This is a genomic window from Streptomyces fodineus, assembly GCF_001735805.1.
Lineage (GTDB): Bacteria > Actinomycetota > Actinomycetes > Streptomycetales > Streptomycetaceae > Streptomyces > Streptomyces fodineus.
The window spans coordinates 3,001,982-3,027,194 of the sequence record NZ_CP017248.1 but is presented as its reverse complement, the minus strand read 5'-3'; the positions used below and the strand labels follow the sequence as shown (position 1 = coordinate 3,027,194).

The window sequence follows — 25,213 nt, the reverse complement described above, 5'->3', positions numbered from 1 at the left end:
GAGCCGCTGGGCTCCACGACCGTCCGCTATCCGCATGCCGCCTGAGGAGACTCAGGAAGCCGGTGGCGGGCCCTCCGGCCGGGTGGGAGCCGTTGGACCGCCGGTGGCCGTGTCCCGACCGGGACCCTCCTTGTGCGCGAGACGGTCCATCGCGTCCTTGGCCTTGTCGGTACCCGCGTGGATCCGCTCGCTGTACCTGCCCTTGGTCCGCTCGTCCACGACCTTCGCGGCCTTGTCGAGACCGTGCTGGACCTTCTCCCCGTGCTGTCGGGCGAGATCCGTGACCTTGTCCCTGGCCGGGCCGAGCTTGGCCTTCATGTTGTCCTTCAGACCCATGATCCACCTTCCCTCGCGGGACAGTTACCTGCGGGCGCCCTCGCCGGCCTCGCTGTCGGCGGCCTCCTCGGCCGACTGCTGCTTGGGGATGCCGGAGCCCTCGGACGCGTCGTCCGTACCGGCGTCCGACGGCGCCGCCACGTCCTCGCTCCCGTCCCCGGCCGAGCCCTTCGCCTCAGCCGAACCGGCCGCCTTCGCCTCCGCCGACTCCGCTTCCTCCGTCTCGGCCGCTCCCGGCTCCGCGCCGGCCTGCGCCTCGGCGGCCGACGCCTCCGCAGTCGCCTTCGACCTGCCGAGGAGTCGTGCAAAAACGCCCATATCCACTCCATACGGTACTCGTGCGGGCGAATTCCCGCGTCACCCGGTGCGTACGGTTGCACCGCCCGGGTCACCGCCTCCGGCGAACCGGAGGGCGACATCTCGCCACGGGCAACGACCCGGGACACCCTCCGTCACGTAACTCGTTCGGGGGACGGCCAGGAGGTTTGCGAGACTGGTGCGGTGAGCAGTGCACCCTCCATCCCCCGCGTCATCGCCGTCGTCGGACCCACCGCGGCCGGAAAGTCCGATCTCGGCGTCTTCCTCGCCCAGCAGCTCGGTGGGGAGGTCGTCAACGCCGACTCCATGCAGCTGTACCAGGGGATGGACATCGGCACCGCCAAGCTGACGCCGGAGGAACGCGGCGGCATCCCGCACCACCTGCTGGACATCTGGGACGTGACGGTCACCGCCTCCGTCGCCGAGTACCAGAAGCTGGCCCGCGCCCGCATCGACGCACTGCTCGCCGAGGGCCGCTGGCCGGTCCTGGTCGGCGGCTCCGGCCTGTACGTCCGCGGGGCCGTGGACAACCTGGAGTTCCCCGGCACCGACCCCGAGGTCCGGGCCCGTCTGGAGGACGAGCTGGCACTGCGCGGCTCGGGCGCCCTGCACGCCCGCCTGGCCGCCGCCGACCCGGAGGCCGCCCGCGCGATCCTGCCGAGCAACGGCCGCCGTATCGTCCGCGCGCTGGAAGTGATCGAGATCACCGGCCGCCCCTTCACCGCGAACCTGCCCGGACACGACTCCGTCTACGACACCGTCCAGATCGGCGTCGACGTGGCCCGCCCCGAACTGGACGAGCGCATCGCACGCCGGGTCGACCGGATGTGGGAGGCGGGCCTCGTGGACGAGGTGCGCGCGCTGGAGGCGCAGGGGCTGCGCGAGGGGCGCACGGCCTCGCGCGCACTCGGCTACCAGCAGGTGCTCGCGGCGCTCGCGGGGGAGTGCACGGAAGCGGAAGCGCGGGCCGAGACCGTCCGTGCGACCAAACGCTTCGCGCGCCGTCAGGATTCGTGGTTCAGACGCGATCCCCGGGTGCACTGGTTGAGTGGGGCCGTTGCCGACCGGGGGGAACTTCCGCACCAGGCCCTGGCGTTGGTCGAACGACCGGTCACAGCCTGATCACGTCATGGCATCGGGATGCGCCGCCGGTCATCGCGGCCTTCGGCGCCGTGCCATCATCGAGCTTCGATCGACCAAGTGGAGCCTAGTTGGGAGGGCGCGTGGCGATGGAGGCCGGCCCTCGCGACACCGCACAAAGTGCCGAGCACGTCACCACCGCCGGTGACGGACCGGACCCGGCCGAGGTCTGTCCGGCCGGCGACCGCCTGGGCGGCGACCGCCTGGGCGGCGACCGCCTGGGCGGCGAGCAGCCGGCCGAAGCCCGTCCCACCGAGGGGCGGCCGGTCGAGGACCCGCTCGCCGAAGTCCGGCTGACCGACGACGGCCCCGACGAGACGCCGGACGGCGTGACCGACGACGGGCCGGAGCCCGAGGAGATGTACCAGAGCGGCCCGGAGGTCGAGGTCGAGCTGCGCCCGCAGCGCCGGCTGCGCATCTGGCAGCTCGCTCCCATCGTCGCACTGTCCGCCGTCGGCTCCCTGATGTTCGCCTTCCCGCTCGCCTTCGACTTCGGCGACAGCGGCGCCGTGATCGCCATGCTCGGCCTGCTGATCTGCTCCTGCGCGGCCGGCTGGGGCATGATGGCCGCCCGCCGCGTGGGCTACACCTGGCCGGGCCTGCCGGCCCGGGGCTCGGGGCGCCGCCCGGACTGGCGGGTCGTGCTCGGGTACGTCCTGCTGGTGGCCGTGATCGCGGTCCTGGCGGTGTGGCGCGTGGCAAGGCTCCGCTGAGGCGCCCCCTCAGGGACGCGGGGCCGTGTGCGACGTGCGGCCACGGCCGCGCGGGCGTGAGCAACCACAACCGGCCCGCGGTGTGAGTACTGCCGTCGCTTACGATCGAAGAATGACCACCCGCACGCGCACCCCCTTCCTCAAGGGCCACGGCACCGAGAACGACTTCGTGATCGTCCCGGACCCGGAGAACGCCCTCGACCTGACCCCGGCCGCCGTCGCCGTCCTGTGCGACCGCCGGGCGGGCATCGGCGGCGACGGGGTGCTGCACGTGGTGCGCTCGGCCGCGCACCCGGAGGCGAAGCCGATGGCGGCCGAGGCCGAGTGGTTCATGGACTACCGCAACGGCGACGGCTCGGTCGCCGAGATGTGCGGCAACGGCGTCCGTGTGTTCGCGCGCTACCTCCAGCACGCCGGACATGTGGGCGAAGGCGATCTCGCGATCGCCACGCGCGCGGGCGTGAAGACCGTCCACATCGCGAAGAACGGTGACATCACCGTCGGCATGGGCCGTGCCCGCCTGCCGGAGGGCGAGGTGACGGTGAGTGTGGGCGAGCGCAGCTGGGCCGCGCGCAACGTGAACATGGGCAACCCGCACGCCGTCGCCTTCGTCGGCGACCTCGCGGACGCCGGCACCCTGTACGACCCGCCGCCGTTCAGCCCGGCCGCCGCCTACCCCGACGGCGTCAACGTCGAGTTCGTCGTCGACCGCGGCCCCCGCCACGTCGCCATGCGCGTGCACGAGCGCGGCTCCGGCGAGACCCGCTCGTGCGGCACGGGCGCGTGCGCCGTCGCCGTGGCCGCCGCCCGGCGCGACGGCGCCGACCCTGCCGTCACCGGTACGCCGACCACGTACACCGTCGACCTGCCCGGCGGACGCCTGGTCATCACCGAACGGCCCGACGGCGAGATCGAGATGACCGGACCCGCGGTCATCGTCGCCGAGGGCGAGATCGATGGCGAATGGCTGGAAAACGCCGTCGGCTGACCCGTCGAAATGACGACACGGGCGTCCTCCTGACCCTGGATCAGCCGTTTCCGGTGTAGTGGTGCGTTCGAAACCGCGGACGACCCCAGGGCATCTGGCGCAAATCCTAAACCTCCGTTTCGTCGCTCGAATGGGTGATCCGTTTCACGCTCGGCCAGAGGCGGTCGGTCGCACGCCGTGGGCTCGGTAGCATCAAGCACCGGCACGGACGGGGGAACGCCGCGCACCCTGAGCCGCGTACACCCTGGGCCCCGTCCGCCGGTTCACGAGCCGGAGGTGCCCATGAGTGCGGAGGCCACGAACCCTGCGACCCCTGGCCCGGTAGTGCCCGCGGCGTCCGCTGCGGCCACCGCCCCCGCGGCGCCCCGGGCGGACCGCAGAAAGTCCCGGGCCCGGATCGACCTGCGCAGGCTCGGCCGCGCCGCGCTGCTCGGCCCCGCCGTCCGCGGCAAACTGCCCGACGCCATCGGCCATGTCGTGGAGGCGCACCGCGCCCACCACCCCGACGCGGACCTCGACCCGCTGCGCCGCGCCTACGTCCTCGCGGAGTCCTCGCACCGCGGCCAGATGCGCAAGAGCGGTGAGCCGTACATCACCCATCCGCTCGCCGTGACCCTGATCCTCGCCGAACTCGGCGCCGAGACCACGACCTTGACGGCCTCTCTGCTCCACGACACCGTCGAGGACACCGAGGTGACGCTCGATCAGGTGCGGGAACAGTTCGGCGAGGAGGTTCGTTATCTGGTCGACGGCGTCACGAAACTGGAGAAGGTCGACTACGGAGCCGCCGCCGAGCCGGAGACCTTCCGCAAGATGCTCGTCGCCACCGGCAGCGACGTGCGCGTGATGTCGATCAAACTCGCCGACCGCCTGCACAACATGCGCACCCTCGGCGTGATGCGCCCGGAGAAACAGGAGCGGATCGCCAAGGTCACCCGCGACGTCCTCATCCCGCTCGCCGAACGCCTCGGCGTGCAGGCCCTGAAGACCGAGATGGAGGACCTGGTCTTCGCCATCCTCCACCCCGAGGAGTACGAGCACACCCGCGAACTCATCGTCCAGAACGCCGCCCGCCGGGGCGATCCCCTCGCCGAGGTCGCCGAGGAGATGCGCGGGGTGCTGCGCGAGGCCGGCATCCCCGCCGAAGTCCTCATCCGTCCCCGGCACTTCGTCTCCGTCCACCGCGTGGCCCGCAAACGCGGCCGGCTGCGCGGCACCGACTTCGGCCGCCTGCTCGTGCTGGTGAACGAGGACGCCGACTGTTACGGCGTCCTCGGCGAACTGCACACCTGTATGACGCCGGTCGTCTCGGAGTTCAAGGACTTCATCGCCGTACCGAAGTTCAACCTGTACCAGTCGCTGCACACCGCCGTCGCCCGCACCGACGGCCAGGTCGTCGAAGTCCTCATCCGCACCCACCAGATGCACAAGGTCGCCGAGGCCGGCGTCGTCGCCCTCGGCAATCCGTACGCCCCCGCCTCCGACGCTCCTGCCTCCGACGCCCCAGGCGACGGCGAGCGCGCCGACCCCACCCGCCCCGGCTGGCTCTCCCGCCTCCTCGACTGGCAGCAGGCCGCGCCCGACCCCGACACCTTCTGGTCCACCCTGCGCGAGGACCTCGCCCAGGACCGCGAGATCACCGTCTTCCGCCCCGACGGCGGCACGCTCGGCCTGCCCGAGGGCGCCACCTGCGTGGACGCCGCCTACGCCCAGTACGGCGAGGACGCCCACGCCTGCATCGGCGCCCGCGTCAACGGCCGTCTGGCCACCCTCAGCACCGTCCTGAAGGACGGCGACACGGTCCAGCTCCTCATGGGCCAGGACCCCGCCTCCGAGCCCTCCCGCGAATGGCTGGAGCACGCCCACACCCCGGCCGCCCGCATCGCCATCCAGCGCTGGCTGGCGACGCATCCCGGCGGCGGCACCGAGACCGAGGAGATGACCGGCACACGCGCCGAGTTCACCGAGGGCACGACCCCCGCGCGGCGCGCCGCACCGGCCGAGGACACCGGCTCCGCCGGGCACGCCGAAGCCGCCGAGGGCCTCTCCGCCACGAGTCGCGTCGACGCCGGGGGCGCCCCCGCGGCCCGGCCCCGGGGGCCGAGGCCGTGGACCGGCCGGGAGCCGCCGTACGGCTCGCGGGCTGCTGCACGCCCGTCCCGCCGGACGAGATCACCGGCTTCGCGGTACGCGGGGGAGTGGTGACCGTGCACCGGGTGGAGTGCGCCGCGGTGGTGCACATGAAGGGCCGGGGGCGCGCGGAGATCGGCGTGCGCTGGGGGGACACCACCGAGTGCCGGGTCACACTGGTCGCTGAATCGTTCGGCCGCCCCCATCTCCTCGCCGACCTCACCGAGGCGATCTCCTCGGCAGGAGCCGACATCGTCTCGGCGACCGTGGAACCGCCCAGCCAGCAGCGGGTACGGCACACGTACACCCTCCAACTCCCCGACGCGGCCCACCTCCCGGCCCTGATGCGCGCGATGCGGGACGTCCCCGGTGTGTACGACGTCTCCCGCGCCCAGCACCAGGCTCCGGCCTTGTGACGAACGCGGGGCGTGAGGAGGGGCCTTGATTCAGAAGGCCCCCGGACCCGGACCCGTTCGGGTGCGCCGGGCGCGCGTCGCCGTCGTAGCGCGGGAGCGCACTGGTAGCGGTGATGCATGCTGCTCACCCCCCGCATCAACCCCCGCGTCCCCTCCCAGTGCCAGACCCGGAGCCGGCCCCGGATCTCCTGGCACCGGAAGGCGGCCCTGCTTGCCTCCGCCGTCTCCGTCTGCCTCCTCGCCGCCGCGGCCCCGCCCGCGCCCCTGGGCATCGGCGACCGGCTCTTCCCGTTCCTCGGCAACCCGGGCTACGACGTGGCGTCGTACGACGTGTCCCTGACCTATCCGGGCACCAACGACAAGCCGCTGAAGGCCGTCACCACCATCAACGCCTGGACCACCGCCGACCTGGACCGGATCAACCTCGACTTCGCGCGCGGCAGCGTGCAGTCCGTCGAGGTCGACGGGCGGCCCGCGGACTTCACCAGCGCCGGCGAGGACCTGGTCGTCACCCCGGACCACCCCCTGCGCGAGGGCAGCTGGACCCGGATCACGGTGCGGCACACCAGCGATCCCGTCGGCGCCAAGGGCCAGGACGGCGGCTGGGTGCGCACCTCCGACGGTCTCGCCATGGCCAACCAGGCCGACGCCGCCCACCTGGTCTTCCCGTGCAACGACCACCCGTCCGACAAGGCGATGTTCACGTTCCACGTCACCGCCCCGAACGGCTACACCGTCGTCGCGAACGGTCTGCCGGCCGGAGCGGTGCGGGCCGGCCGCGCCACCACCTGGACCTACCGCACCCAGCACCCCATGGCCAGCGAACTCGCCCAGGTCTCCATCGGCCGCTCCGCCGTGCTGCGCCGGGAGGGACCGCACGGGCTGTCGCTGCGCGACGTCGTGCCCGGCTCCGCCGCCAAGGCCGTCGAACCGTGGCTCGCCAAGACGCCCGAGCAGATCGCCTGGATGGAGAGCAAGGTCGGCCGGTACCCGTTCGAGACCTATGGCGTGCTCATGGCGCAGGCCTCGACGGGCTTCGAGCTGGAGACCCAGACCCTCTCGCTCTTCGAGAAGGACCTGTTCACCGAGCCGGCCTACCCCAAGTGGTACATCGAGTCGATCATGGTGCACGAGCTGTCCCACCAGTGGTTCGGCGACAGTGTCAGCCCCCGCACCTGGTCCGACGTCTGGCTGAACGAGGGGCATGCCACCTGGTACGAGCAGCTGTACGCCGAGGAGCACGCGCACCGGCCCATGGAGGACCGCATGAAGGCGGCGTACCGCGCCTCCGACCGCTGGCGCGCGGCCGGCGGCCCGCCCGCCCTGCCCAAGGCGCCCGACCCCGGCCAGAAGATCAGCATCTTCCGGCCCAACATCTACGACGGCGCCGCGCTCGTCCTCTACGCCCTGAGACAAGAGATCGGCCGGCCGGCCTTCGAGCGGCTGGAGCGGGCCTGGGTCCGTACCCACCGGGACTCCACCGCCACCACCGCCGACTTCGTCGAACTAGCCTCCACGGTCGCCGGCCGCGACCTGAGCGGCTTCCTCCAGGGCTGGCTGTACGGCGAGAAGACCCCGCCGATGCCCGGCCACCCGGACTGGAAGCCGCAGGCGGCTGCCAAGTCCGCAGGTCACCAGGGACGCCGCAGCGCGCGCGGGGCCGGGGCCGCGAGGCCCCGCGGCACCCGGTGACGCCGGGACCGCGGGCGGCGCGGCGGGCGATAACACGGTGACGAGACGTGCCGCCTCGTGCGACCATCTTCGGGTCGGCGCTTCGGGGCGGCGCGAGAGCGGACACGGGAATCTCCCGGGGTACTCGCGCGTTGACATCATGAGCGGTCCCGCAGGACCGCGGCACCGACGCCGTAACGGCATCCCATCGACGTAAGGATCCAATGACCTCCTCTTCTTCCCCTTCCCAGGACACCAAGCGCCTCGCGCACGCCTATCCCGAGGGTCTTCGGGCCGATGCCCTGATGGAAGAGGACGTCGCCTGGAGCTACGAGATCGACGGCGAGCGGGACGGCGACCAGTTCGACCGCTCCGAGCGCGCGGCGCTGCGCCGTGTCGTGGGCCTGTCCACCGAGCTGGAGGACGTCACCGAGGTCGAGTACCGCCAGCTCCGCCTGGAGCGGGTCGTGCTCGTCGGGGTGTGGACCACCGGCACCGCGCAGGACGCCGACAACTCCCTCGCGGAGCTGGCCGCCCTCGCCGAGACCGCGGGCGCGCTCGTGCTCGACGGCGTCATCCAGCGCCGCGACAAGCCCGACGCGGCCACTTACATCGGCTCCGGCAAGGCCCAGGAGCTGCGCGACATCGTGATCGAAACGGGCGCGGACACCGTCATCTGCGACGGTGAGCTGAGCCCCGGCCAGCTGATCCAGCTGGAGGACGTCGTCAAGGTCAAGGTCATCGACCGTACGGCCCTGATCCTGGACATCTTCGCCCAGCACGCCAAGTCCCGCGAGGGCAAGGCGCAGGTCGCGCTCGCACAGATGCAGTACATGCTGCCGAGGCTGCGCGGCTGGGGTCAGTCGCTGTCCCGCCAGATGGGCGGCGGCAAGGGCGGCGGTCTCGCCACCCGCGGTCCCGGTGAGACCAAGATCGAGACGGACCGGCGGCGGATCCGCGAGAAGATGGCGAAGATGCGCCGGGAGATCGCGGAGATGAAGACCGGCCGCGAGATCAAGCGCCAGGAGCGCCGGCGCAACAAGGTGCCGTCCGTCGCCATCGCGGGCTACACCAACGCCGGCAAGTCCTCCCTGCTCAACCGCCTCACCGGCGCCGGCGTCCTGGTCGAGAACGCCCTGTTCGCGACCCTGGACCCGACCGTCCGCCGGGCGGAGACCCCGAGCGGCCGGCTGTACACGCTGGCGGACACCGTCGGCTTCGTACGCCACCTGCCGCACCACCTGGTCGAGGCGTTCCGCTCCACCATGGAGGAGGTCGGTGACTCCGACCTGATCCTGCACGTGGTGGACGGCTCGCACCCGAACCCGGAGGAGCAGCTCGCCGCCGTGCGCGAGGTGATCCGGGACGTCGGCGCCACCGACGTGCCCGAGATCGTCGTGATCAACAAGGCGGACGCGGCCGACCCGCTGGTCCTCCAGCGGCTGCTCAGGGTCGAGAAGCGCTCGATCGCCGTCTCGGCCCGCACGGGCCGGGGCATCGACCAACTGATCGCCCTGATCGACAACGATCTGCCGCGCCCCTCGGTCGAGATCGAGGTGCTCGTGCCGTACACGCACGGCAAGCTCGTCGCCCGCGCCCACACCGAGGGCGAGGTGATCTCCGAGGAGCACACCGCGGAGGGCACCCTGCTCAAGGTCCGGGTGCACGAGGAACTGGCGGCGGACCTGGCACCCTACGCACCCGCGTCGGCGGCCTGACCACGGCTGTACGAAAGGCCCGCCCCCTTTTCCAGGGGCGGGCCTTTCGCGCTCCCTTTCAGGGGCGCGGGGCCGTATCGATATGCGGCTCTCTTACTGCCCGGCGAACTTCTTGCTCACCGACTGGTACACACCCTTGGCCACGTCACCGAACCGCGGACCGGCCAGCCACCCCGAAGTCACCGGACCGATCGAGGTGTTGGAAACGAGCGCCGGCTTGCCGTCGGACCCCGTCTCCACCCAGCCACCGCCGGAGGAGCCGGCCGTCATCGTGCACCCGATCCGGTACATCGTCGGGTCCGCCTTGTTGATGGACAGCCGGCCCGGCTTGTCCTTGCACTGGTAGAGCAGCTGACCGTCGAACGGAGCCGCCTCCGGGTAGCCGGAGGCGGTGATGCTGCTGACCTTCGGCACCGCCGGGGCGTCGAAGTTCACCGGCAGTGCCCCGCCGACCGTCTCCTCCAGCGACTTGCCGCTGCCGCCCTGCTCCGGCGTCACATGGATCACCGCGTAGTCGTACGAGGCACCGTTGCCGCCGGTCTCACCGCCCTGGTCGATCCACTGCTGCGAGGTCTTCGCCGCATCGGCCCACCAGACGCCGTACGGGGCGATCTCGGACCTGCTGGCGTTCTGCAGCTGGTCGGCCGACTTGCCCGAGTTGTTGTACGACGGCACGAAGGCCATGTTGCGGTACCAGCCGCCCTTCTTGCCGGCGTGCACACAGTGACCCGCCGTCCAGACCAGGTTGGACTTGCCCGGGTGCGCCGGGTCCTCCACCACCGTGCCCGAGCACACCATGTGCCCCTCGGGGGAGTCGAAGAACACCTTGCCCGAGGTGGCCGCGTTGGTGTGGTACGGCGTCGCCACCGCCTGCGCCTTCACCGGCTGCGGGGTCGGGTCCGTCACGCCCTGGTCACCGGAGATGTCGTTGTCGTGGACGCCCTTGTTCGGGTCGTTGGCGTGCCGCATCCGGTTCGGGTCCCACAGGCCCTTGATGATCGGGTTGATGAAGTCGTTGGCCTCGCGCAGCCAGTCCTGCTTGTTCCAGTTCTTCCAGGCGCCGTTCTTCCACTTGTCGATGTCGATCCCGTGTGCCTTGAGCTTCTGCTTGAGGTCGTCCGGGATCCTGATCTTTCCGTCGCCGGTGCCGGCCACGGTCGCTGAAGCGCTCGGCTTGGCATCGGCGTTGTCGTCGCCGTTGCAGGCGGTGGCGGTCAGCGCCAGCGCCGAGGCGAGGGCGACCGCCGCCACTGTGGGGGAGGTACGGCGGGGGCCCCTCCCGCGCCGAACGGTGACCGACGGCCGTGTGGATCGCATGCTGGTGAATCCCCCTGTGGTGAAGGTACTTGGCGCTTCGGCCGTGCCACCGGGCATGGAACTCATGGGGAGTTCATGCCGGCCTCACGGCCGTCTAGGAACGGCAACACACACTATGCGCTCGCTGTGGGGGACTTCCGATGGAACGGCAACGGTTCGGCTACAAGCCGTCTGACCTGGCCAGTCATCCATAGATTGCCCGATTTGAGGCCCGTTCACCGCTACCGCCGCACATGCCATCCCGCCATCCTGGAAATGATCTTGTGTCAACCCGTAACCCGTCGAACGGTCCACGGTTGTAGCGGTGGGGGGCCAGCTGCCTGTACCCGGTCCCCGTGGATCAACTCGACTCTGGACAGCGGGAGGACAGCGAGCCGTGGCCGTTACGGAGTCGATGGCTGGAGGCACGCACGGGGAAGCGCGTGCCGTGCACGAGGGGATCCTCAGACGCCAGTCGGCGCGTGAGTCGTCCGCCCGCACCTATGCCCGGGCCCTGCCCATCGTCCCGGTGCGGGCGCGCGGGCTGACCATCGAGGGCGCCGACGGCCGCCGCTATCTGGACTGTCTCTCCGGAGCGGGCACGCTCGCCCTCGGCCACAACCATCCGGTCGTGCTGGAAGCCATCCGCAGGGTCCTCGACTCCGGCGCTCCCCTCTCCGTCCTCGACCTGGCGACGCCGGTCAAGGACGCCTTCATCACCGAGCTGTTCCGCACCCTCCCGCCCGGACTCGCCGACCGTGCGCGGGTCCAGTTCTGCGGACCGGCCGGTACCGACGCCGTCGAGGCCGCCCTCAAACTGGTCCGGGCCGCGACCGGCCGCGCCGGCATCCTCGCCTTCACCGGCGCCTACCACGGCATGACCGCCGGCGCCCTGGCCGCCTCCGGCGGTGCCCGTGACGTCCAGGTCGCCCGCCTGCCCTATCCGCAGGACTACCGCTGTCCCTTCGGCGTCGGCGGTCCACGCGGCGCCGAACTCGCCGCCCGCTGGACCCAGTCCCTCCTCGACGATCCCCAGTCCGGCGTGCCGCTGCCCGCCGGGCTGATCCTCGAACCCGTCCAGGGCGAGGGCGGGGTGATTCCCGGGCCGGACGACTGGCTGCGCCGTATGCGGCAGCTCACCGCCGACCGGTCCATCCCCCTGATCGCCGACGAGATCCAGACCGGAGTCGGCAGGACGGGCGCCTTCTGGGCCGTCGACCACAGCGGCATCACCCCCGACGTCATGGTCCTGTCCAAGGCCATCGGCGGCAGCCTCCCGCTGGCCGTGATCGTCTACCGCGACGATCTCGACGTCTGGCAACCCGGCGCCCACGCGGGAACCTTCCGGGGCAACCAGCTCGCCATGGCCGCGGGCACGGCGACCCTCACCTACGTCCGGGAGAACGGCCTCGCCGAACGCGCCGCCGCCCTCGGCTCCCACATGCTCCGCCAACTCGGTGAACTGGCCGATACATTCGCCTGCGTAGGCGAGGTGCGCGGGCGTGGGCTGATGATCGGGGTCGAGCTGGTGAACCCGGAAGGCGCGTGCGCCGAGCCCGGCGACCACTCCATCCCCACCGACCCGGAGCCCTCCCGCACTCCGCACCCGGCCGCCCCGAACTCGCCCTGGCCGTCCAGCGGGAGTGCCTCGAGCGCGGACTGATCGTCGAACTCGGCGGCCGGCACTCGGCCGTGGTCCGGCTGCTTCCCCCGCTCACGATCAGCGACGAGCAGGCAGCGGCCGTTCTGGACCGCCTGGCGGACGCGGTGGCAGCGGCGGCCCGCACCCACGAGAAGCACGGCCCCCATCCCAGCCCGGACCACGACCCTGCCCAGCGCACGGGTTGAGGCCCGCACCCGCCCCACCGGGCCCACCCGCCCCACCCCACCGCCGGGCCCACCCGCACCCGCCGACGGAGCCACCGCCCACCAGGACCACCCGCACACGGCGACGACGGTCACATGGGTGGCGCCCATGGGAACCCGGACCCGGCAGGAAACCAGGTGCCCCCTGACGCACCCGCTCCCGCACCAGCCCAGCCAGCCCCAAGGAGCCGTCATGAACGCCACTCCCACTCCCGACGGCAGCTCCGGCGCTCCCGACGAACAGGGAGACTCCGGCATCCCGGCCTCTCCCGTGCCGCTCGCCGAGTCGGTTCCCCAGCAGAAGAGGCGCACCGCGGATCTCGTCCGAGTGACCGAGCCCGGCGCCGACCTGCTGGAACACCCCGACCCGTGCACCGCGGCCCAGGCCGCCGCCGTGGAGAACCTGTTGCGGTGCTGGGTACGCGAGACCGACCTCGCCGCCCCCACCAGCGGCACCCTCCGCGTCCCGCTGCCGGCCAGCGGCACCTCTCTGCTCGTGCCGGTCCGCTACTGGTCGCCGACGGGCCTGCACCGGTTCGGTCCACCACGCCTGACCAACGCCCCCGAGGCCGCCCCTGCCGTCGACGCCGTCACCTTGGCAGCGCTGCTCGCCCGGGAGACCGTGGACGACACGGACAGCGTCTCAGGCACCCAGGCCCCCAGCACCGCCGGTCACGGCGACGACGGAGATCTCGTGGCCAGGGTGGCCGACTCCCTTCGCCGCACCGCCACCTTCATCCGCGACCGGCGTGAGCACCCCACCGACGGGGCGGACCTCTTCCTCTCCGCCGAGCAGGCTCTCCTCCTCGGGCACCCCCTGCATCCGACCCCCAAGAGCCGGGAGGGCCTCACCGAGGCCGAAACCCGCCTGTACTCACCCGAGCTGCGCGGCTCCTTTCCGCTGCACTGGATGGCTGTCGCTCCCTCCCTTCTCGCAACCGACTCGGCCTGGACCGAGCGCGGCCGTTCCGTCCCCGCCGACCACCTCACCCGGCGCCTCGCCGAAACCGCCCTCCCTCTGCCCGACGGCTACGCCGCCCTCCCTCTGCACCCGTGGCAGGCCCGCGAGCTGCGCCACCGCGCCCCGGTCGCCGCCCTGCTCGACTCCGGCCTCCTTCGCGACCTCGGCCCTGCCGGTACCGGCTGGTGTCCCACCTCCTCCGTACGCACCGTTCACCGCACAGGCGCCCCCGCGATGCTCAAGCTGTCGCTGGGCCTGCGCATCACCAACTCCCGCCGCGAGAACCTGCGCAAGGAACTCCATCGCGGAGTCGAGGTGCACCGGCTGTTGCGCACCGGCCTGTTCAAGCAATGGCAGGCCGCACACCCCTGCTACGACATCGTCCGCGACCCGGCCTGGCTCGCCGTCGACGACGCGGACGGTCGGCCCGTGCCCGGACTCGACGTGGTGATCAGGCACAACCCGTTCGCCCCGACCGACGACGTCGCCTGCGTCGCCGGGCTCGTCTCGCCCCGGCCCGCCCCCGATCCCGGCGGCAACTCCTCGCCCCAGCGGACCGCCTGGCCCATGACCTCCCGGCTGGGCCGGCTCGTGGCGCGGCTCGCCGCACGCACCGGCCGCCCCGTCGGGACCGTTGCCGCGGAGTGGTTCCTCCGGTACCTGGAGCAGGTCGTCCGTCCCGTGCTCTGGCTGGACAGCGAGGCCGGCATCGCCCTCGAATCCCACCAGCAGAACACCCTGCTCCTGCTCGACGGCGACGGCTGGCCCGCCGGCGGCCGCTACCGCGACAACCAGGGCTACTACTTCCGCGAGTCCCGGCGAGCCGAACTGGATGCCCGGCTGCCCGGAATCGGTGAGCGCAGCGACACCTTCGTCTCCGACGAGGTGACCGACGAACGCTTCGCCTACTACCTCGCCATCAACAACGTGTTCGGTCTGATCGGAGCCTTCGGCTCCCAGCGCCTCGCCGACGAACGACTCCTCCTCGCGGCCTTCCGCCGTTTCCTCACCGACGCCGCCGCAGGGCCCACCGCACTGCGCAGCTCCCTGCCCCGCCGCCTGCTCGACTCACCCGTCCTGCGCTGCAAGGCCAACCTGCTGACCCGGCTGCACGGCCTCGATGAACTCGTCGGCCCGGTCGACACCCAGTCCGTCTACGTCACCATCGCCAACCCCCTTCATTCCTGAGCGAATCGCCCCGCCTCCCCGCACTTCCGAGGAACATGACCCACCTCGTCTCCTGAGAGGAGCGCACCATGCCTCCCGTCGACGCGCACGCCGGCCCCGCCTCCAGCCCCGATCATCCGGGCGCCCGCGTCCACACCGGCGCCCCTGTCCACCGGGGCTCCGCGGGCCGCCGCGCGGACAGCGCGGGCACCCGGGGCACCCCCTTCACCGGGTTCGCCATCGAGGACGACGACGCGGACTGCGAGGACACTCTGGACCTGCACCTGCCCGCCGACTTCCTCGCGCTCTTCGCCGGTGGGACGGCCTACCTTCTGGATCAACTCCCCACATGGGGTTCCGTGGTCACCCCTGTCGGCTCCTTCCAACTTCTGCCTGTGCGTATCGATGAGGACCTGCCGCTCATCCATCGCTGGATGAACGACCCCGCCGTCGCGGAGTTCTGGGAGCTGGCCGGGCCCCGGAACCGGATGGAGGACCACCTGCGCGGTCAACTCGGCGGCGACGGACGCAGCGTGCCGTGTCTGGGCGTACTGGACGGCACGCCGATGAGCTACTGGGAGATCTACCGGGCAGACCTGGATCCGCTGGCCCGCCACTACCCGGCCCGTCCCCATGACACCGGGATCCACCTCCTCGTCGGTGGAGCCGCGGATCGAGGGCGGGGGCTGGGATCCGCCCTGCTCCGAGCCGTGGCCGACCTGATCCTCGACCGGCGCCCCGCGTGCCCACGGGTCGTAGCGGAACCCGATCTTGGCAACACCCCCTCAGTCGCAGCATTCCTGAGCGCCGGCTTCCGGTTCGCGGACGAGGTCGACCTGCCTGGCAAACGGGCCGCCCTCATGATCCGGGACCGGGTCCTGCGCGATGTGTTGTAGCGCCATGTGACGGCGCGTGCACATTTGGTGAACGGCTCGCGCCGGTCGGGGGTTCCCATCGATCCGAGAAATTTTCGAGCCGGTTCCGACCGGCCGGTGGTGCCGCCCGCGCGCCCCCACATCCCGCTGCGTGCACCCGTGCGCCCCCTTCCTCTTCGGTGCCTTGCCCACCGCCAACCCACACCTCGCTCGCTCTCCCCGCCTCCGTTCAAGTGCTTGCCCCTCCCCTTCCTCCGCCCCCCACCGCACCCAGGAGCCCGGCCGTGTCCCCGCCTCCCTCCCTCGCCTTGATCGCCCGTTTGTCAGTGCCGGGTCGTAGGGTGGTTGGGCTATGACGAAGCCCTCACTCCCCGAACTCCTGCATGCCGCTGTCACCGCTGTCGGCGGCACGGAGCGTCCCGGCCAGGTGACCATGGCCGAAGCGGTCGCCGAGGCGATCGACGACGGATCCCACCTGCTGGTCCAGGCCGGCACCGGCACCGGTAAGTCGCTCGGCTATCTCGTGCCGGCGCTCGCGCACGGGGAACGGGTGGTCGTCGCGACGGCCACCCTCGCCCTCCAGCGCCAGCTGGTGGAACGCGATCTGCCGCGCACGGTCGAAGCCCTGCACCCGCTGCTGCGCCGCCGCCCGGAGTTCGCCATGCTCAAGGGCCGGTCGAACTATCTGTGCCTGCACCGACTGCACGAGGGCATGCCGCAGGACGAGGAGGACGGTCTCTTCGACCAGTTCGAGGCCGCCGCGCCCACCAGCAAGCTGGGCCAGGACCTGCTGCGGCTGCGGGACTGGTCGGACGAGACCGACACCGGCGACCGCGACGATCTCACTCCGGGTGTGTCGGACCGCGCCTGGGCGCAGGTGTCGGTGTCGTCGCGGGAGTGCCTGGGCGCGTCGAAGTGCGCGTACGGCGCCGAGTGCTTCGCGGAGACCGCCCGCGAGCGCGCCAAGCTCGCCGAGGTCGTGGTCACGAACCACGCGCTGCTCGCCATCGACGCCATCGAGGGCGCGCCGGTGCTGCCCCAGCACGAGGTGCTGATCGTGGACGAGGCCCACGAGCTGGTCTCCAGGGTCACCGGCGTCGCGACCGGCGAACTCACACCCGGCCAGGTCAATCGCGCGGTGCGCCGCGCCGCCAAGCTCGTCAACGAGAAGGCCGCCGATCAGCTCCAGACCGCCGCCGAGGGCTTCGAGCGGCTGATGGAGCTGGCCCTGCCGGGCCGCCTGGAGGAGATTCCGGAGGACCTCGGCTATGCCCTGATGGCGCTGCGGGACGCCGCCCGTACGGTCATCTCCGCGATCGGCGCGACGCGCGACAAGTCGGTGCAGGACGAGGACGCGGTGCGCAAGCAGGCACTGGCCTCGGTGGAGACGGTGCACGACGTGGCGGAGCGGGTGCTGAACGGCTCGGAGTGGGACGTCGTCTGGTATGAGCGGCACGACCGCTTCGGCGCGTCCCTGCGGGTCGCACCCATGTCGGTCTCCGGACTGCTCAGGGAGAAGCTGTTCGCGGACCGCGCCGTCGTCCTCACCTCGGCGACCCTCAAGCTGGGCGGCGACTTCAACGGCGTCGGAGCCTCCCTGGGGCTGGGGCCCGAGGGCACAGAGGGCGCGGACCTGCCGAAGTGGAAGGGCGTCGATGTCGGTTCGCCCTTCGACTACCCGAGGCAGGGCATCCTCTACGTCGCCAAGCATCTCTCGCGCCCCGCCCGTGACGGTGAGCGGTCCGACATGCTGGACGAGCTGACCGAACTCATCCAGGCGGCCGGCGGCCGCACGCTCGGGCTGTTCTCGTCCATGCGGGCCGCACAGCTCGCGGCGGAGGAGCTGCGCTCCCGGATCCCCCAGTTCCCGATCCTGCTCCAGGGCGAGGAGACCCTCGGCGAGCTGATCAAGAACTTCGCGGCCGACCCTGAGACCTGCCTGTTCGGCACCCTGTCCCTGTGGCAGGGCGTCGACGTCCCCGGCCCCAGCTGTCAGCTCGTCGTCATGGACAAGATCCCGTTCCCGCGTCCCGACGACCCCTTGATGAGCGCCCGGCAGAAGGCGGTGGAGGACGCCGGCGGCAATGGCTTCATGGCGGTGGCCGCCACCCACGCGGCCCTGCTCATGGCCCAGGGTGCCGGCCGGCTCGTCCGTGCGTCGGGGGATCGGGGCGTGGTCGCCGTACTGGACCAGCGGCTGGCCACGGCACGGTACGGCGGCTATCTCAAGACGTCACTGCCGGACTTCTGGTACACCACGGACCGTAACCAGGTCCGCAAGTCGCTCGCCGCCATCGACGCGGCGGCGAAGGCGGCGGCAGCGCAGCCGGCCGAGGCACAGTGATCGCGGGGTAGCCTGACCGGCGCCGGTCAGGCTACCCCGCGATGCGAAGGCGCCGGGGAGCGCCCCTGGACACAGTAGGACCCCGGAACCGGCGCAGGGGTTCCGGGGCCCGGTCAGGGAGCGAGCAGCCGTAGGGTCCGCCCGCCGCAGGCGTCACACGCGCCGCAGCACCGCGACGACCTTGCCCAGGATGGTCGCGTCGTCGCCGGGGATCGGCTCGTAGGCCGCGTTGTGAGGGAGGAGCCAGACATGGCCGTCCTCGCGCTTGAAGCGCTTGACGGTGGCTTCGCCGTCGAGCATGGCCGCCACGATGTCACCGTTCTCGGCGACCGGCTGGCGGCGCACGGTGACCCAGTCGCCGTCGCAGATCGCGGCCTCGATCATGGAGTCGCCGACCACCTTGAGGACGAACAGTTCACCGTCGCCGACGAGCTGGCGGGGGAGTGGGAAGACGTCCTCGACGGACTCCTCCGCGAGGATGGGGCCACCGGCGGCGATACGGCCGACCAGCGGGACGTACGACGCGGCGGGCTTGCCGGCGGTGTCCGTGGGCTGCACGGTCACGGCCTGGTCCGAGCCGCGCACCTCGTACGCGCGCGGGCGGTGCGGGTCGCGGCGCAGAAAGCCCTTGCGCTCCAGCGCCATCAGCTGATGCGCGACCGAGGAGGTGCTCGAGAGGCCGACGGCCTGCCCGATCTCCCGCATCGACGGCGGATAGCCGCGTCGCTGCACCGAGTCACGGATGACTTCGATCACGCGGCGCTGCCGGTCGGTGAGTCCGGAGCTGTCCGCCCGGATTCCTGGAGGTCGGCCCGGCAGGGAGCGCTTGTGTCCCTCGGGATTCGTGGCTTCGTTCATCACGTGTACCGGCTCGACTCGGCCCTGGGAGCGGTCCTGGGCGGTGATGGTGGCACTGTCTGCGGTGGTGGTCACGTCGGCCCCTCTCGATGGTCTCCCTGCTGGACAACGGTAGTTGCTTTCGAAAGGTTGCGCCAAACACACGTTCGAGTGAAAAAGTGCGATTCGCCTGACGCGATCATGTGTCTGGGTGTATTGGTGACGCACCACCTGGCGGACAAAAGCGCCCATTGTTGTACTCTTCACCGCCGGGGTTGCCGACCTCGTGGGCCGTCACCCCAGTCTGCCATCCGGAACCCGCTCATCCGGGATCCGGGTGCCTTCTGCGCCGGAGTCCCACGCGTCCTCCGTGCGGCGCCCACGGTATCTCCGTAAGTGCCACAGCGATACGGCTCTGCGCCCGCGTGTCCCCTGAGTCCGCCGGTATGTCGGATGTCGCCCCCGGTCCTTCGCGACACGCAGGTCTGCCTCGGTGTATGAGCCAATCCCCACATGTAGTGGTTGGATGGCTACAGCAGCCCACAAGTTGTGGTCCCCCGGGTCTGAACCGGCTTCGCGATCGCCTATGCTTAGGGCTGCTTCAGGGGCCCAAGGGCCCCGTGGGGCTATTGAGTCTGCTGTGAGGAGGGTTGGAGATCATGCACTGCCCCTTCTGCAGGCACCCCGACAGCCGCGTGGTCGACAGCCGTACGACCGACGACGGCACGTCGATCCGCAGGCGCCGCCAGTGCCCCGACTGCTCCCGTCGTTTCACGACCGTGGAGACGTGCTCGCTCATGGTGGTCAAGCGGTCCGGAGTCACCGAGCCTTTCAGTCGTACCAAGGTCATCAACGGCGTGCGCAAGGCGTGCCAGGGGCGGCCTGTCACCGAGGACGCACTCGCCCAGCTCGGCCAGCGGGTCGAGGAGGCGGTGCGGGCCACCGGAAGTGCCGAGCTGACCACCCATGACGTGGGTCTGGCCATACTCGGCCCGTTGCAGGAGCTCGACCTCGTCGCCTATCTGCGATTCGCCTCCGTCTACCGGGCGTTCGACTCGCTCGAGGACTTCGAGGCCGCCATCGCGGAGCTGAGGGAGGCGACGCGAGGCTCCGTCGCGGACGAGGAAGACGCGGCGGCGGGGGGTCAGGAAGACGATCGCGGGCCCGGCGGGACCACTGAGGTTCCCGTGCCCGCCCACGCCGCCGACTGACCGGCGGGCCGGAAACCGGGAGGAGAGCCGGGTTCCGGCCGGGCGGCGGCGAACCAAGACCTGTTGCGGGCGGCAGCTGAGGGTGCCCGCAACACAAGACAGAACACCGTGCCACGGGAACAAACGGGGCACTTCAGGGCGTTTTTGCCCGTACAGGGAGGCGGCATGACAGAGACGGCGAGCGGTCCGGCACGAGGTTCCCGAGCCAAGGGCACCAAGGCGGGTAACAAGGGACTGCACATCGAGCGCATCCACACCACCCCCGGCGTGCACCCGTACGACGAGGTGTCGTGGGAGCGCCGTGACGTCGTCATGACCAACTGGCGCGACGGCTCGGTCAACTTCGAGCAGCGTGGCGTCGAGTTCCCCGACTTCTGGTCGGTGAACGCGGTCAACATCGTCACCAGCAAGTACTTCCGCGGTGCCGTCGGCACCCCGCAGCGCGAGACCAGCCTCAAGCAGCTGATCGACCGCATCGTGAAGACGTACCGGAAGGCCGGCGAGGACCACAAGTACTTCGCCTCGCCCGCCGACGCCGAGATCTTCGAGCACGAGCTGGCCTACGCCCTCCTGCACCAGATCTTCAGCTTCAACAGCCCCGTCTGGTTCAACGTGGGCACCGCGCAGCCCCAGCAGGTCTCGGCCTGCTTCATCCTGTCCGTCGACGACTCCATGGAGTCGATCCTCGACTGGTACAAGGAAGAGGGCATGATCTTCAAGGGCGGCTCCGGTGCCGGCCTGAACCTCTCCCGCATCCGCTCCTCCAAGGAACTGCTGTCCTCCGGCGGCAACGCCTCTGGTCCGGTCTCCTTCATGCGCGGCGCCGACGCCTCCGCCGGCACCATCAAGTCCGGTGGCGCCACCCGCCGCGCCGCCAAGATGGTCGTGCTCGACGTCGACCACCCCGACATCGAGGACTTCATCGAGACCAAGGTCAAGGAAGAGGAGAAGATCCGCGTCCTGCGCGACGCGGGCTTCGACATGGACCTGGGCGGCGACGACATCACCTCCGTCCAGTACCAGAACGCCAACAACTCGGTCCGTGTGAACGACGAGTTCATGAAGGCGGTCGAGGACGGCGGCAACTTCGGCCTGCGCGCCCGGATGACCGGTGAGGTCCTCGAGGAGGTCGACGCCAAGGCGCTCTTCCGCAAGATCGCCGAGGCCGCCTGGGCCTGCGCCGACCCGGGCATCCAGTACGACGACACCATCAACAACTGGCACACCTGCCCCGAGTCCGGCCGGATCACCGCGTCGAACCCGTGCAGCGAGTACATGCACCTGGACAACACGTCCTGCAACCTGGCCTCGCTGAACCTGATGAAGTTCCTGAAGGACGACGGCAAGGGCAACCAGTCCTTCGAGACCGAGCGCTTCCAGAAGGTCGTCGAGCTGGTCATCACCGCGATGGACATCTCGATCTGCTTCGCGGACTTCCCGACCCAGAAGATCGGCGAGAACACGCGCGCGTTCCGCCAGCTCGGCATCGGCTACGCCAACCTGGGCGCTCTGCTGATGGCCACCGGCCACGCCTACGACTCCAACGGCGGTCGTGCCCTCGCCGGCGCCATCACCTCCCTGATGACGGGTACGGCCTACCGCCGTTCCGCCGAGCTGGCCGCGGTCGTCGGCCCGTACGACGGCTACGCCCGCAACGCCGACGCCCACAAGCGCGTCATGGCGCAGCACGCCGACGCCAACGGCAAGGCCGTCCGCATGGACGACCTGGACACCCCGGTGTGGGCCGCCGCCACGGAGGCCTGGCAGGACGTGCAGCGTCTCGGTGAGAAGAACGGTTTCCGTAACGCCCAGGCGTCCGTCCTCGCCCCGACCGGCACCATCGGCCTCGCGATGTCCTGCGACACCACCGGTGTCGAGCCCGACCTGGCGCTCGTGAAGTTCAAGAAGCTGGTCGGCGGCGGCTCGATGCAGATCGTCAACGGCACCGTCCCGCAGGCCCTGCGCCGCCTGGGCTACCAGGAGGAGCAGATCGAGGCGATCGTCGCCCACATCGCCGAGCACGGCAATGTGATCGACGCCCCCGGCCTGCGGCACGAGCACTACGAGGTGTTCGACTGCGCCATGGGCGAGCGCGCCATCTCCCCGATGGGTCACGTCCGCATGATGGCCGCGATCCAGCCGTGGATCTCCGGCGCCATCTCCAAGACGGTCAACATGCCGGAGACGGCGACCGTCGAGGAGGTCGAGGAGATCTACTTCGAGGCCTGGAAGCTGGGCGTCAAGGCGCTCGCGATCTACCGCGACAACTGCAAGGTGGGCCAGCCGCTCTCCGCCAAGAAGAAGGACTCGGCGGACGAGAAGAAGACCGAGCAGCCCGCGGCCGTCGAGACCAAGGTCGAGAAGGTCGTCGAGTACCGCCCGGTCCGCAAGCGCCTGCCCAAGGGCCGCCCGGGGATCACCACGTCCTTCACGGTCGGCGGCGCCGAGGGCTACATGACCGCCAACTCCTACCCGGACGACGGTCTCGGCGAGGTCTTCCTGAAGATGTCCAAGCAGGGCTCCACCCTCGCGGGCATGATGGACGCCTTCTCCATCGCGGTCTCCGTCGGCCTCCAGTACGGCGTGCCGCTGGAGACGTACGTCTCGAAGTTCACCAACATGCGCTTCGAGCCGGCCGGCATGACGGACGACCCGGACGTGCGGATGGCGCAGTCGATCGTCGACTACATCTTCCGCCGCCTGGCGCTGGACTTCCTGCCCTTCGAGACCCGCTCCGCGCTCGGCATCCACTCCGCCGAGGAGCGCCAGCGGCACCTGGAGACCGGTTCCTACGAGCCGTCCGACGACGAGGTCGACGTCGAGGGCCTGGCCCAGTCCGCGCCGCGCACCCAGGAGCTGAAGGCGGTCGCCGCGCCGAAGTCCGAGTCCGAGGCGGCCAAGCCCGCCCCGAAGCAGGCCCACACCAGCGCCGAGCTGGTGGAGATGCAGCTGGGCATCCAGGCCGACGCCCCGCTGTGCTTCTCCTGCGGTACGAAGATGCAGCGGGCCGGTTCCTGCTACATCTGCGAGGGCTGCGGCTCCACCAGCGGCTGCAGCTGACGACGCGCGGTTCCTGAAGTGAAGTAAGGGGCGCCGGCCATGGGCCGGCGCCCCTTACCGCTACCGGGCTCTGCCCATGACCCGGGTGAAGGTCGCCGGGTCCTCCTCGAAGCCGTGCACGCCGGGACGGAAGGTCCACTCCCCGGAGGCGTCACGGACGAATTCCGCGATCGTGGCAGCCGTCGCCCCGGGGACCGAGCCGAAGTCGTCCTGGGCGAGCACGGTGTAACGCTCCACCCGGATGCGCATGGCCGGATTCAGTATATTGACGAACGTCTTGTGCCCGAACTGCTGTTGGATGACGACACCGACCACCACGCGCGTGTACCGGCCGTCCAGCCGGTCCAGTTCCAGCGTCATGACCTCGTCCCAGCCGAAACCCCTGCCGTCCGTGCTGTCCCGGTTGAGGAAGATCGTGCCGTCCGGCGAGCGGCTGTCGAAGTGCACCAGATAGGCCGGAGTCCCGTACGCGTCGCCCGACACGAACGTCGCGGCGACGAGGTCCAGGTCGGTAGGCGGCTGACCCGACGGACTGGGGTCCCACTTGAGCCCGACCTCGACCTTGCGGATGCCCTTGCTGAACCCGGTCAACAGGCTTCCCCTTCCCCCCGGTGGCTGCCTCGTCCCCCAACTCCTGTGGAGTCGGGGCTCCTTGTCCATCGTGCCACGCGCGCGGGGGCGCATGCGCGGGCGATCTCCGCCGGAGCGTGACCGACGCCACGTCCGGTGGCCTTACGATGGCGCGGTGCTGGTCAAGTGGATTCGCTGCACCGTGGTGGACCGCCGCGGGTTCGAGCGGGGGCAGCGGAAATGGGCGGGGCTTCCGGGGGAGCCGGGTTTTCGGGGGCAGGGTGGGGGCTGGAGCCGGCAGCGGCCGGGGGTGGCGCACATCTTCGCCTTCTGGGAGAGCCGCGCCTTCTACGACTCCTTCATGGCCCGCTCGCACGACCGCCTGGCGTCCGCCCAGTCCGGCACGTTCAAGGACGCCCAGGTCAAGCTCTTCGAGTACCGCTTCGATGTGAAGACGGGCTTCGAGCCACGGTTCACCGACGCCGATCTGATCCGCGTGGCCCTGTGCCGGGTCCGCGAGGAGCGCGTCGAGCACTTCACCCTGATGCAGGAGAAGGTCTGGAACCCGGCGATGGCCGGTTCGCCCGGCATGATCCGCGGCATGTTCGGCGAGGCACCCGAGCAGGAGTTCTTGATCCTGTCGATGTGGCGGTCGGCAGCCGAGCACGGCAAGTACCGGACCGAGCGCGTCGAGCGTCTGGCCTTGCGCGCCCAGACCGAGGCCGACATCGCGGCGCTCTCCGGTGACATCGTGGAGCTGGAGCCGTCCTGGACGGTCTGAACCCCTGTGCGTTCGAATAACAAACTCACTGTCTGAAGCTGCCGCCAGCGGGTCCGCGAACGGCCCGGGACACCGGATTCGTGTGACCTACGCCGTATGGAGCCCGTACGAGTCCTCGACTGTCCCTCGCTCGATCTAGGGTTTCGGCATGGCACGACCACGGCGCATCGTCCTTGTCCGGCACGGCGAGTCAACGGGCAACGTCGACGACTCCGTGTACGAGCGCGAGCCCGACCACGCTCTCGCGCTGACCGAGCGCGGCTTGCGGCAGGCCGAGGAGACCGGCAAGGAGCTCCGGGAACTCTTCGGCCGGGAACGCGTGAGCGTGTATGTCTCCCCGTACCGCCGTACGCACGAGACGCTCCGCGCCTTCCACCTCGACCCCGACCTCATACGCGTCCGGGAGGAGCCCCGGCTCCGTGAGCAGGACTGGGGCAACTGGCAGGACCGCGACGACGTGCGCCTGCAGAAGGCCTACCGCGACGCGTACGGCCACTTCTTCTTCCGGTTCCCGCAGGGCGAGTCCGGCGCCGACGTCTACGACCGGGTCGGTGGCTTCCTGGAGAGCCTGTTCCGCAGCTTCGAGGCACCGGACCACCCGCCGAACGTCCTCCTGGTGACGCACGGACTCGCGATGCGGCTGTTCTGCATGCGCTGGTTCCACTGGACGGTCGCGGAATTCGAGTCGCTGTCGAATCCCGGGAACGCGGAGGTGCGGATGCTCGTTCTCGGGGAGGACGGCAAATACACGCTCGACCGGCCCTTCGAGCGCTGGCGCAAGCCGCTGTCGTACTGGGTGAACGGATAGAGTGGCA

At 70.6% G+C, this 25,213-nt stretch carries 19 protein-coding genes and 1 pseudogene; 15 read left to right on the top strand and 5 right to left on the bottom strand.

Annotated features, from left to right (window positions below):
* Positions 1 to 51 precede the first annotated feature (51 nt).
* Together BFF78_RS12185 and BFF78_RS12180 are read right to left on the bottom strand one after the other, a co-directional pair.
* Positions 52 to 336 (bottom strand): antitoxin, encoded by a 285-nt coding sequence (locus tag BFF78_RS12185; protein ID WP_069778349.1) that lies wholly within the window; start codon positions 334 to 336, stop codon positions 52 to 54.
* A 24-nt stretch (positions 337 to 360) separates the two neighbouring features.
* Positions 361 to 654, bottom strand: coding sequence for a hypothetical protein (locus BFF78_RS12180; RefSeq protein WP_069778348.1), 294 nt, complete (start codon positions 652 to 654; stop codon positions 361 to 363).
* Between the two features lie 183 nt (positions 655 to 837).
* On the opposite strand from BFF78_RS12180, the gene miaA reads away from it, so the two are divergent.
* From miaA to hflX, 7 genes are all read left to right on the top strand, one after another.
* Complete coding sequence (miaA, locus tag BFF78_RS12175; RefSeq protein ID WP_069778347.1) at positions 838 to 1,776, top strand: tRNA (adenosine(37)-N6)-dimethylallyltransferase MiaA; 939 nt, start codon at positions 838 to 840, stop codon at positions 1,774 to 1,776.
* Between the two features lie 107 nt (positions 1,777 to 1,883).
* A complete protein-coding gene (locus BFF78_RS12170; RefSeq protein WP_069778346.1) occupies positions 1,884 to 2,507 on the top strand; it encodes a hypothetical protein in 624 nt (207 codons plus the stop codon).
* A 112-nt stretch (positions 2,508 to 2,619) separates the two neighbouring features.
* Positions 2,620 to 3,495, top strand: coding sequence for a diaminopimelate epimerase (dapF, locus tag BFF78_RS12165; protein ID WP_069778345.1), 876 nt, complete (start codon positions 2,620 to 2,622; stop codon positions 3,493 to 3,495).
* A 282-nt stretch (positions 3,496 to 3,777) separates the two neighbouring features.
* On the top strand, positions 3,778 to 5,700 hold the full coding sequence (locus BFF78_RS12160; protein WP_418346655.1) for a RelA/SpoT family protein: 1,923 nt from the start codon (positions 3,778 to 3,780) through the stop codon (positions 5,698 to 5,700).
* Entirely contained in the window at positions 5,697 to 6,041 is a 345-nt protein-coding gene (locus BFF78_RS50125; RefSeq protein ID WP_418346654.1) for an ACT domain-containing protein, read from the top strand. Before BFF78_RS12160 ends, BFF78_RS50125 begins: the two co-directional genes overlap by 4 nt.
* Positions 6,042 to 6,158: 117 nt before the next feature.
* On the top strand, positions 6,159 to 7,733 hold the full coding sequence (locus BFF78_RS12155; RefSeq protein WP_069778344.1) for a M1 family metallopeptidase: 1,575 nt from the start codon (positions 6,159 to 6,161) through the stop codon (positions 7,731 to 7,733).
* A gap of 203 nt (positions 7,734 to 7,936) precedes the next feature.
* Positions 7,937 to 9,430, top strand: a complete 1,494-nt coding sequence (hflX, locus tag BFF78_RS12150; RefSeq protein WP_069778343.1) for a GTPase HflX — start codon at positions 7,937 to 7,939, stop codon at positions 9,428 to 9,430.
* Between the two features lie 93 nt (positions 9,431 to 9,523).
* Here hflX and BFF78_RS12145 read toward each other — a convergent pair whose 3' ends face one another.
* Entirely contained in the window at positions 9,524 to 10,747 is a 1,224-nt protein-coding gene (locus BFF78_RS12145; protein ID WP_193433444.1) for a trypsin-like serine peptidase, read from the bottom strand.
* Between the two features lie 394 nt (positions 10,748 to 11,141).
* Between BFF78_RS12145 and BFF78_RS12140 the strand changes: the two are divergent.
* From BFF78_RS12140 to BFF78_RS12125, 4 genes and pseudogenes are all read left to right on the top strand, one after another.
* Positions 11,142 to 12,574: pseudogene (locus BFF78_RS12140) on the top strand (diaminobutyrate--2-oxoglutarate transaminase family protein).
* A gap of 211 nt (positions 12,575 to 12,785) precedes the next feature.
* On the top strand, positions 12,786 to 14,741 hold the full coding sequence (locus BFF78_RS12135; RefSeq protein WP_069778341.1) for an IucA/IucC family protein: 1,956 nt from the start codon (positions 12,786 to 12,788) through the stop codon (positions 14,739 to 14,741).
* Positions 14,742 to 14,809: 68 nt separating this feature from the next.
* On the top strand, positions 14,810 to 15,616 hold the full coding sequence (locus tag BFF78_RS12130; protein WP_079161277.1) for a GNAT family N-acetyltransferase: 807 nt from the start codon (positions 14,810 to 14,812) through the stop codon (positions 15,614 to 15,616).
* 331 nt (positions 15,617 to 15,947) lie between these two features.
* Positions 15,948 to 17,939, top strand: coding sequence for an ATP-dependent DNA helicase (locus BFF78_RS12125; protein ID WP_069778340.1), 1,992 nt, complete (start codon positions 15,948 to 15,950; stop codon positions 17,937 to 17,939).
* Between the two features lie 153 nt (positions 17,940 to 18,092).
* On the opposite strand, the gene lexA is transcribed toward BFF78_RS12125, so the two are convergent.
* Positions 18,093 to 18,872, bottom strand: coding sequence for a transcriptional repressor LexA (gene lexA / locus BFF78_RS12120; protein ID WP_055710152.1), 780 nt, complete (start codon positions 18,870 to 18,872; stop codon positions 18,093 to 18,095).
* A gap of 563 nt (positions 18,873 to 19,435) precedes the next feature.
* Between lexA and nrdR the strand changes: the two genes are divergently transcribed.
* Both nrdR and BFF78_RS12110 read left to right on the top strand, forming a co-directional pair.
* The gene (gene nrdR, locus BFF78_RS12115) at positions 19,436 to 19,987 is read left to right on the top strand and encodes a transcriptional regulator NrdR (protein ID WP_069783537.1); all 552 of its coding nucleotides are present in this window, start codon (positions 19,436 to 19,438) and stop codon (positions 19,985 to 19,987) included.
* Between the two features lie 165 nt (positions 19,988 to 20,152).
* A complete protein-coding gene (locus BFF78_RS12110; RefSeq protein ID WP_069778339.1) occupies positions 20,153 to 23,047 on the top strand; it encodes a vitamin B12-dependent ribonucleotide reductase in 2,895 nt (964 codons plus the stop codon).
* Positions 23,048 to 23,107: 60 nt separating this feature from the next.
* On the opposite strand, the gene BFF78_RS12105 is transcribed toward BFF78_RS12110, so the two are convergent.
* Positions 23,108 to 23,638 carry a TerD family protein gene (locus tag BFF78_RS12105; protein WP_069778338.1) on the bottom strand — a complete coding sequence of 177 codons (531 nt, stop codon included), beginning with the start codon at positions 23,636 to 23,638 and terminating at the stop codon, positions 23,108 to 23,110.
* Positions 23,639 to 23,792: 154 nt separating this feature from the next.
* Between BFF78_RS12105 and BFF78_RS12100 the strand changes: the two genes are divergently transcribed.
* Entirely contained in the window at positions 23,793 to 24,398 is a 606-nt protein-coding gene (locus BFF78_RS12100) for a YdbC family protein (RefSeq protein WP_069778337.1), read from the top strand.
* Between the two features lie 148 nt (positions 24,399 to 24,546).
* Positions 24,547 to 25,206, top strand: a complete 660-nt coding sequence (locus tag BFF78_RS12095) for a histidine phosphatase family protein (RefSeq protein ID WP_069778336.1) — start codon at positions 24,547 to 24,549, stop codon at positions 25,204 to 25,206.
* Positions 25,207 to 25,213: the final 7 nt, after the last annotated feature.

What these genes read in the sequence shown, in the direction of transcription:
- BFF78_RS12185 (WP_069778349.1), bottom strand. Translation starts at nt 336, where the DNA reads ATGGGTCTGAAGGACAACATGAAGGCCAAGCTCGGCCCGGCCAGGGAC.
- BFF78_RS12180 (WP_069778348.1), bottom strand. Translation starts at nt 654, where the DNA reads ATGGGCGTTTTTGCACGACTCCTCGGCAGGTCGAAGGCGACTGCGGAG.
- BFF78_RS12170 (WP_069778346.1), top strand. Translation starts at nt 1,884, where the DNA reads ATGGAGGCCGGCCCTCGCGACACCGCACAAAGTGCCGAGCACGTCACC.
- dapF (WP_069778345.1), top strand. Translation starts at nt 2,620, where the DNA reads ATGACCACCCGCACGCGCACCCCCTTCCTCAAGGGCCACGGCACCGAG.
- BFF78_RS12160 (WP_418346655.1), top strand. Translation starts at nt 3,778, where the DNA reads ATGAGTGCGGAGGCCACGAACCCTGCGACCCCTGGCCCGGTAGTGCCC.
- BFF78_RS12155 (WP_069778344.1), top strand. Translation starts at nt 6,159, where the DNA reads ATGCTGCTCACCCCCCGCATCAACCCCCGCGTCCCCTCCCAGTGCCAG.
- hflX (WP_069778343.1), top strand. Translation starts at nt 7,937, where the DNA reads ATGACCTCCTCTTCTTCCCCTTCCCAGGACACCAAGCGCCTCGCGCAC.
- BFF78_RS12145 (WP_193433444.1), bottom strand. Translation starts at nt 10,747, where the DNA reads ATGCGATCCACACGGCCGTCGGTCACCGTTCGGCGCGGGAGGGGCCCC.
- BFF78_RS12135 (WP_069778341.1), top strand. Translation starts at nt 12,786, where the DNA reads ATGAACGCCACTCCCACTCCCGACGGCAGCTCCGGCGCTCCCGACGAA.
- BFF78_RS12130 (WP_079161277.1), top strand. Translation starts at nt 14,810, where the DNA reads ATGCCTCCCGTCGACGCGCACGCCGGCCCCGCCTCCAGCCCCGATCAT.
- BFF78_RS12125 (WP_069778340.1), top strand. Translation starts at nt 15,948, where the DNA reads ATGACGAAGCCCTCACTCCCCGAACTCCTGCATGCCGCTGTCACCGCT.
- nrdR (WP_069783537.1), top strand. Translation starts at nt 19,436, where the DNA reads ATGCACTGCCCCTTCTGCAGGCACCCCGACAGCCGCGTGGTCGACAGC.
- BFF78_RS12110 (WP_069778339.1), top strand. Translation starts at nt 20,153, where the DNA reads ATGACAGAGACGGCGAGCGGTCCGGCACGAGGTTCCCGAGCCAAGGGC.
- BFF78_RS12095 (WP_069778336.1), top strand. Translation starts at nt 24,547, where the DNA reads ATGGCACGACCACGGCGCATCGTCCTTGTCCGGCACGGCGAGTCAACG.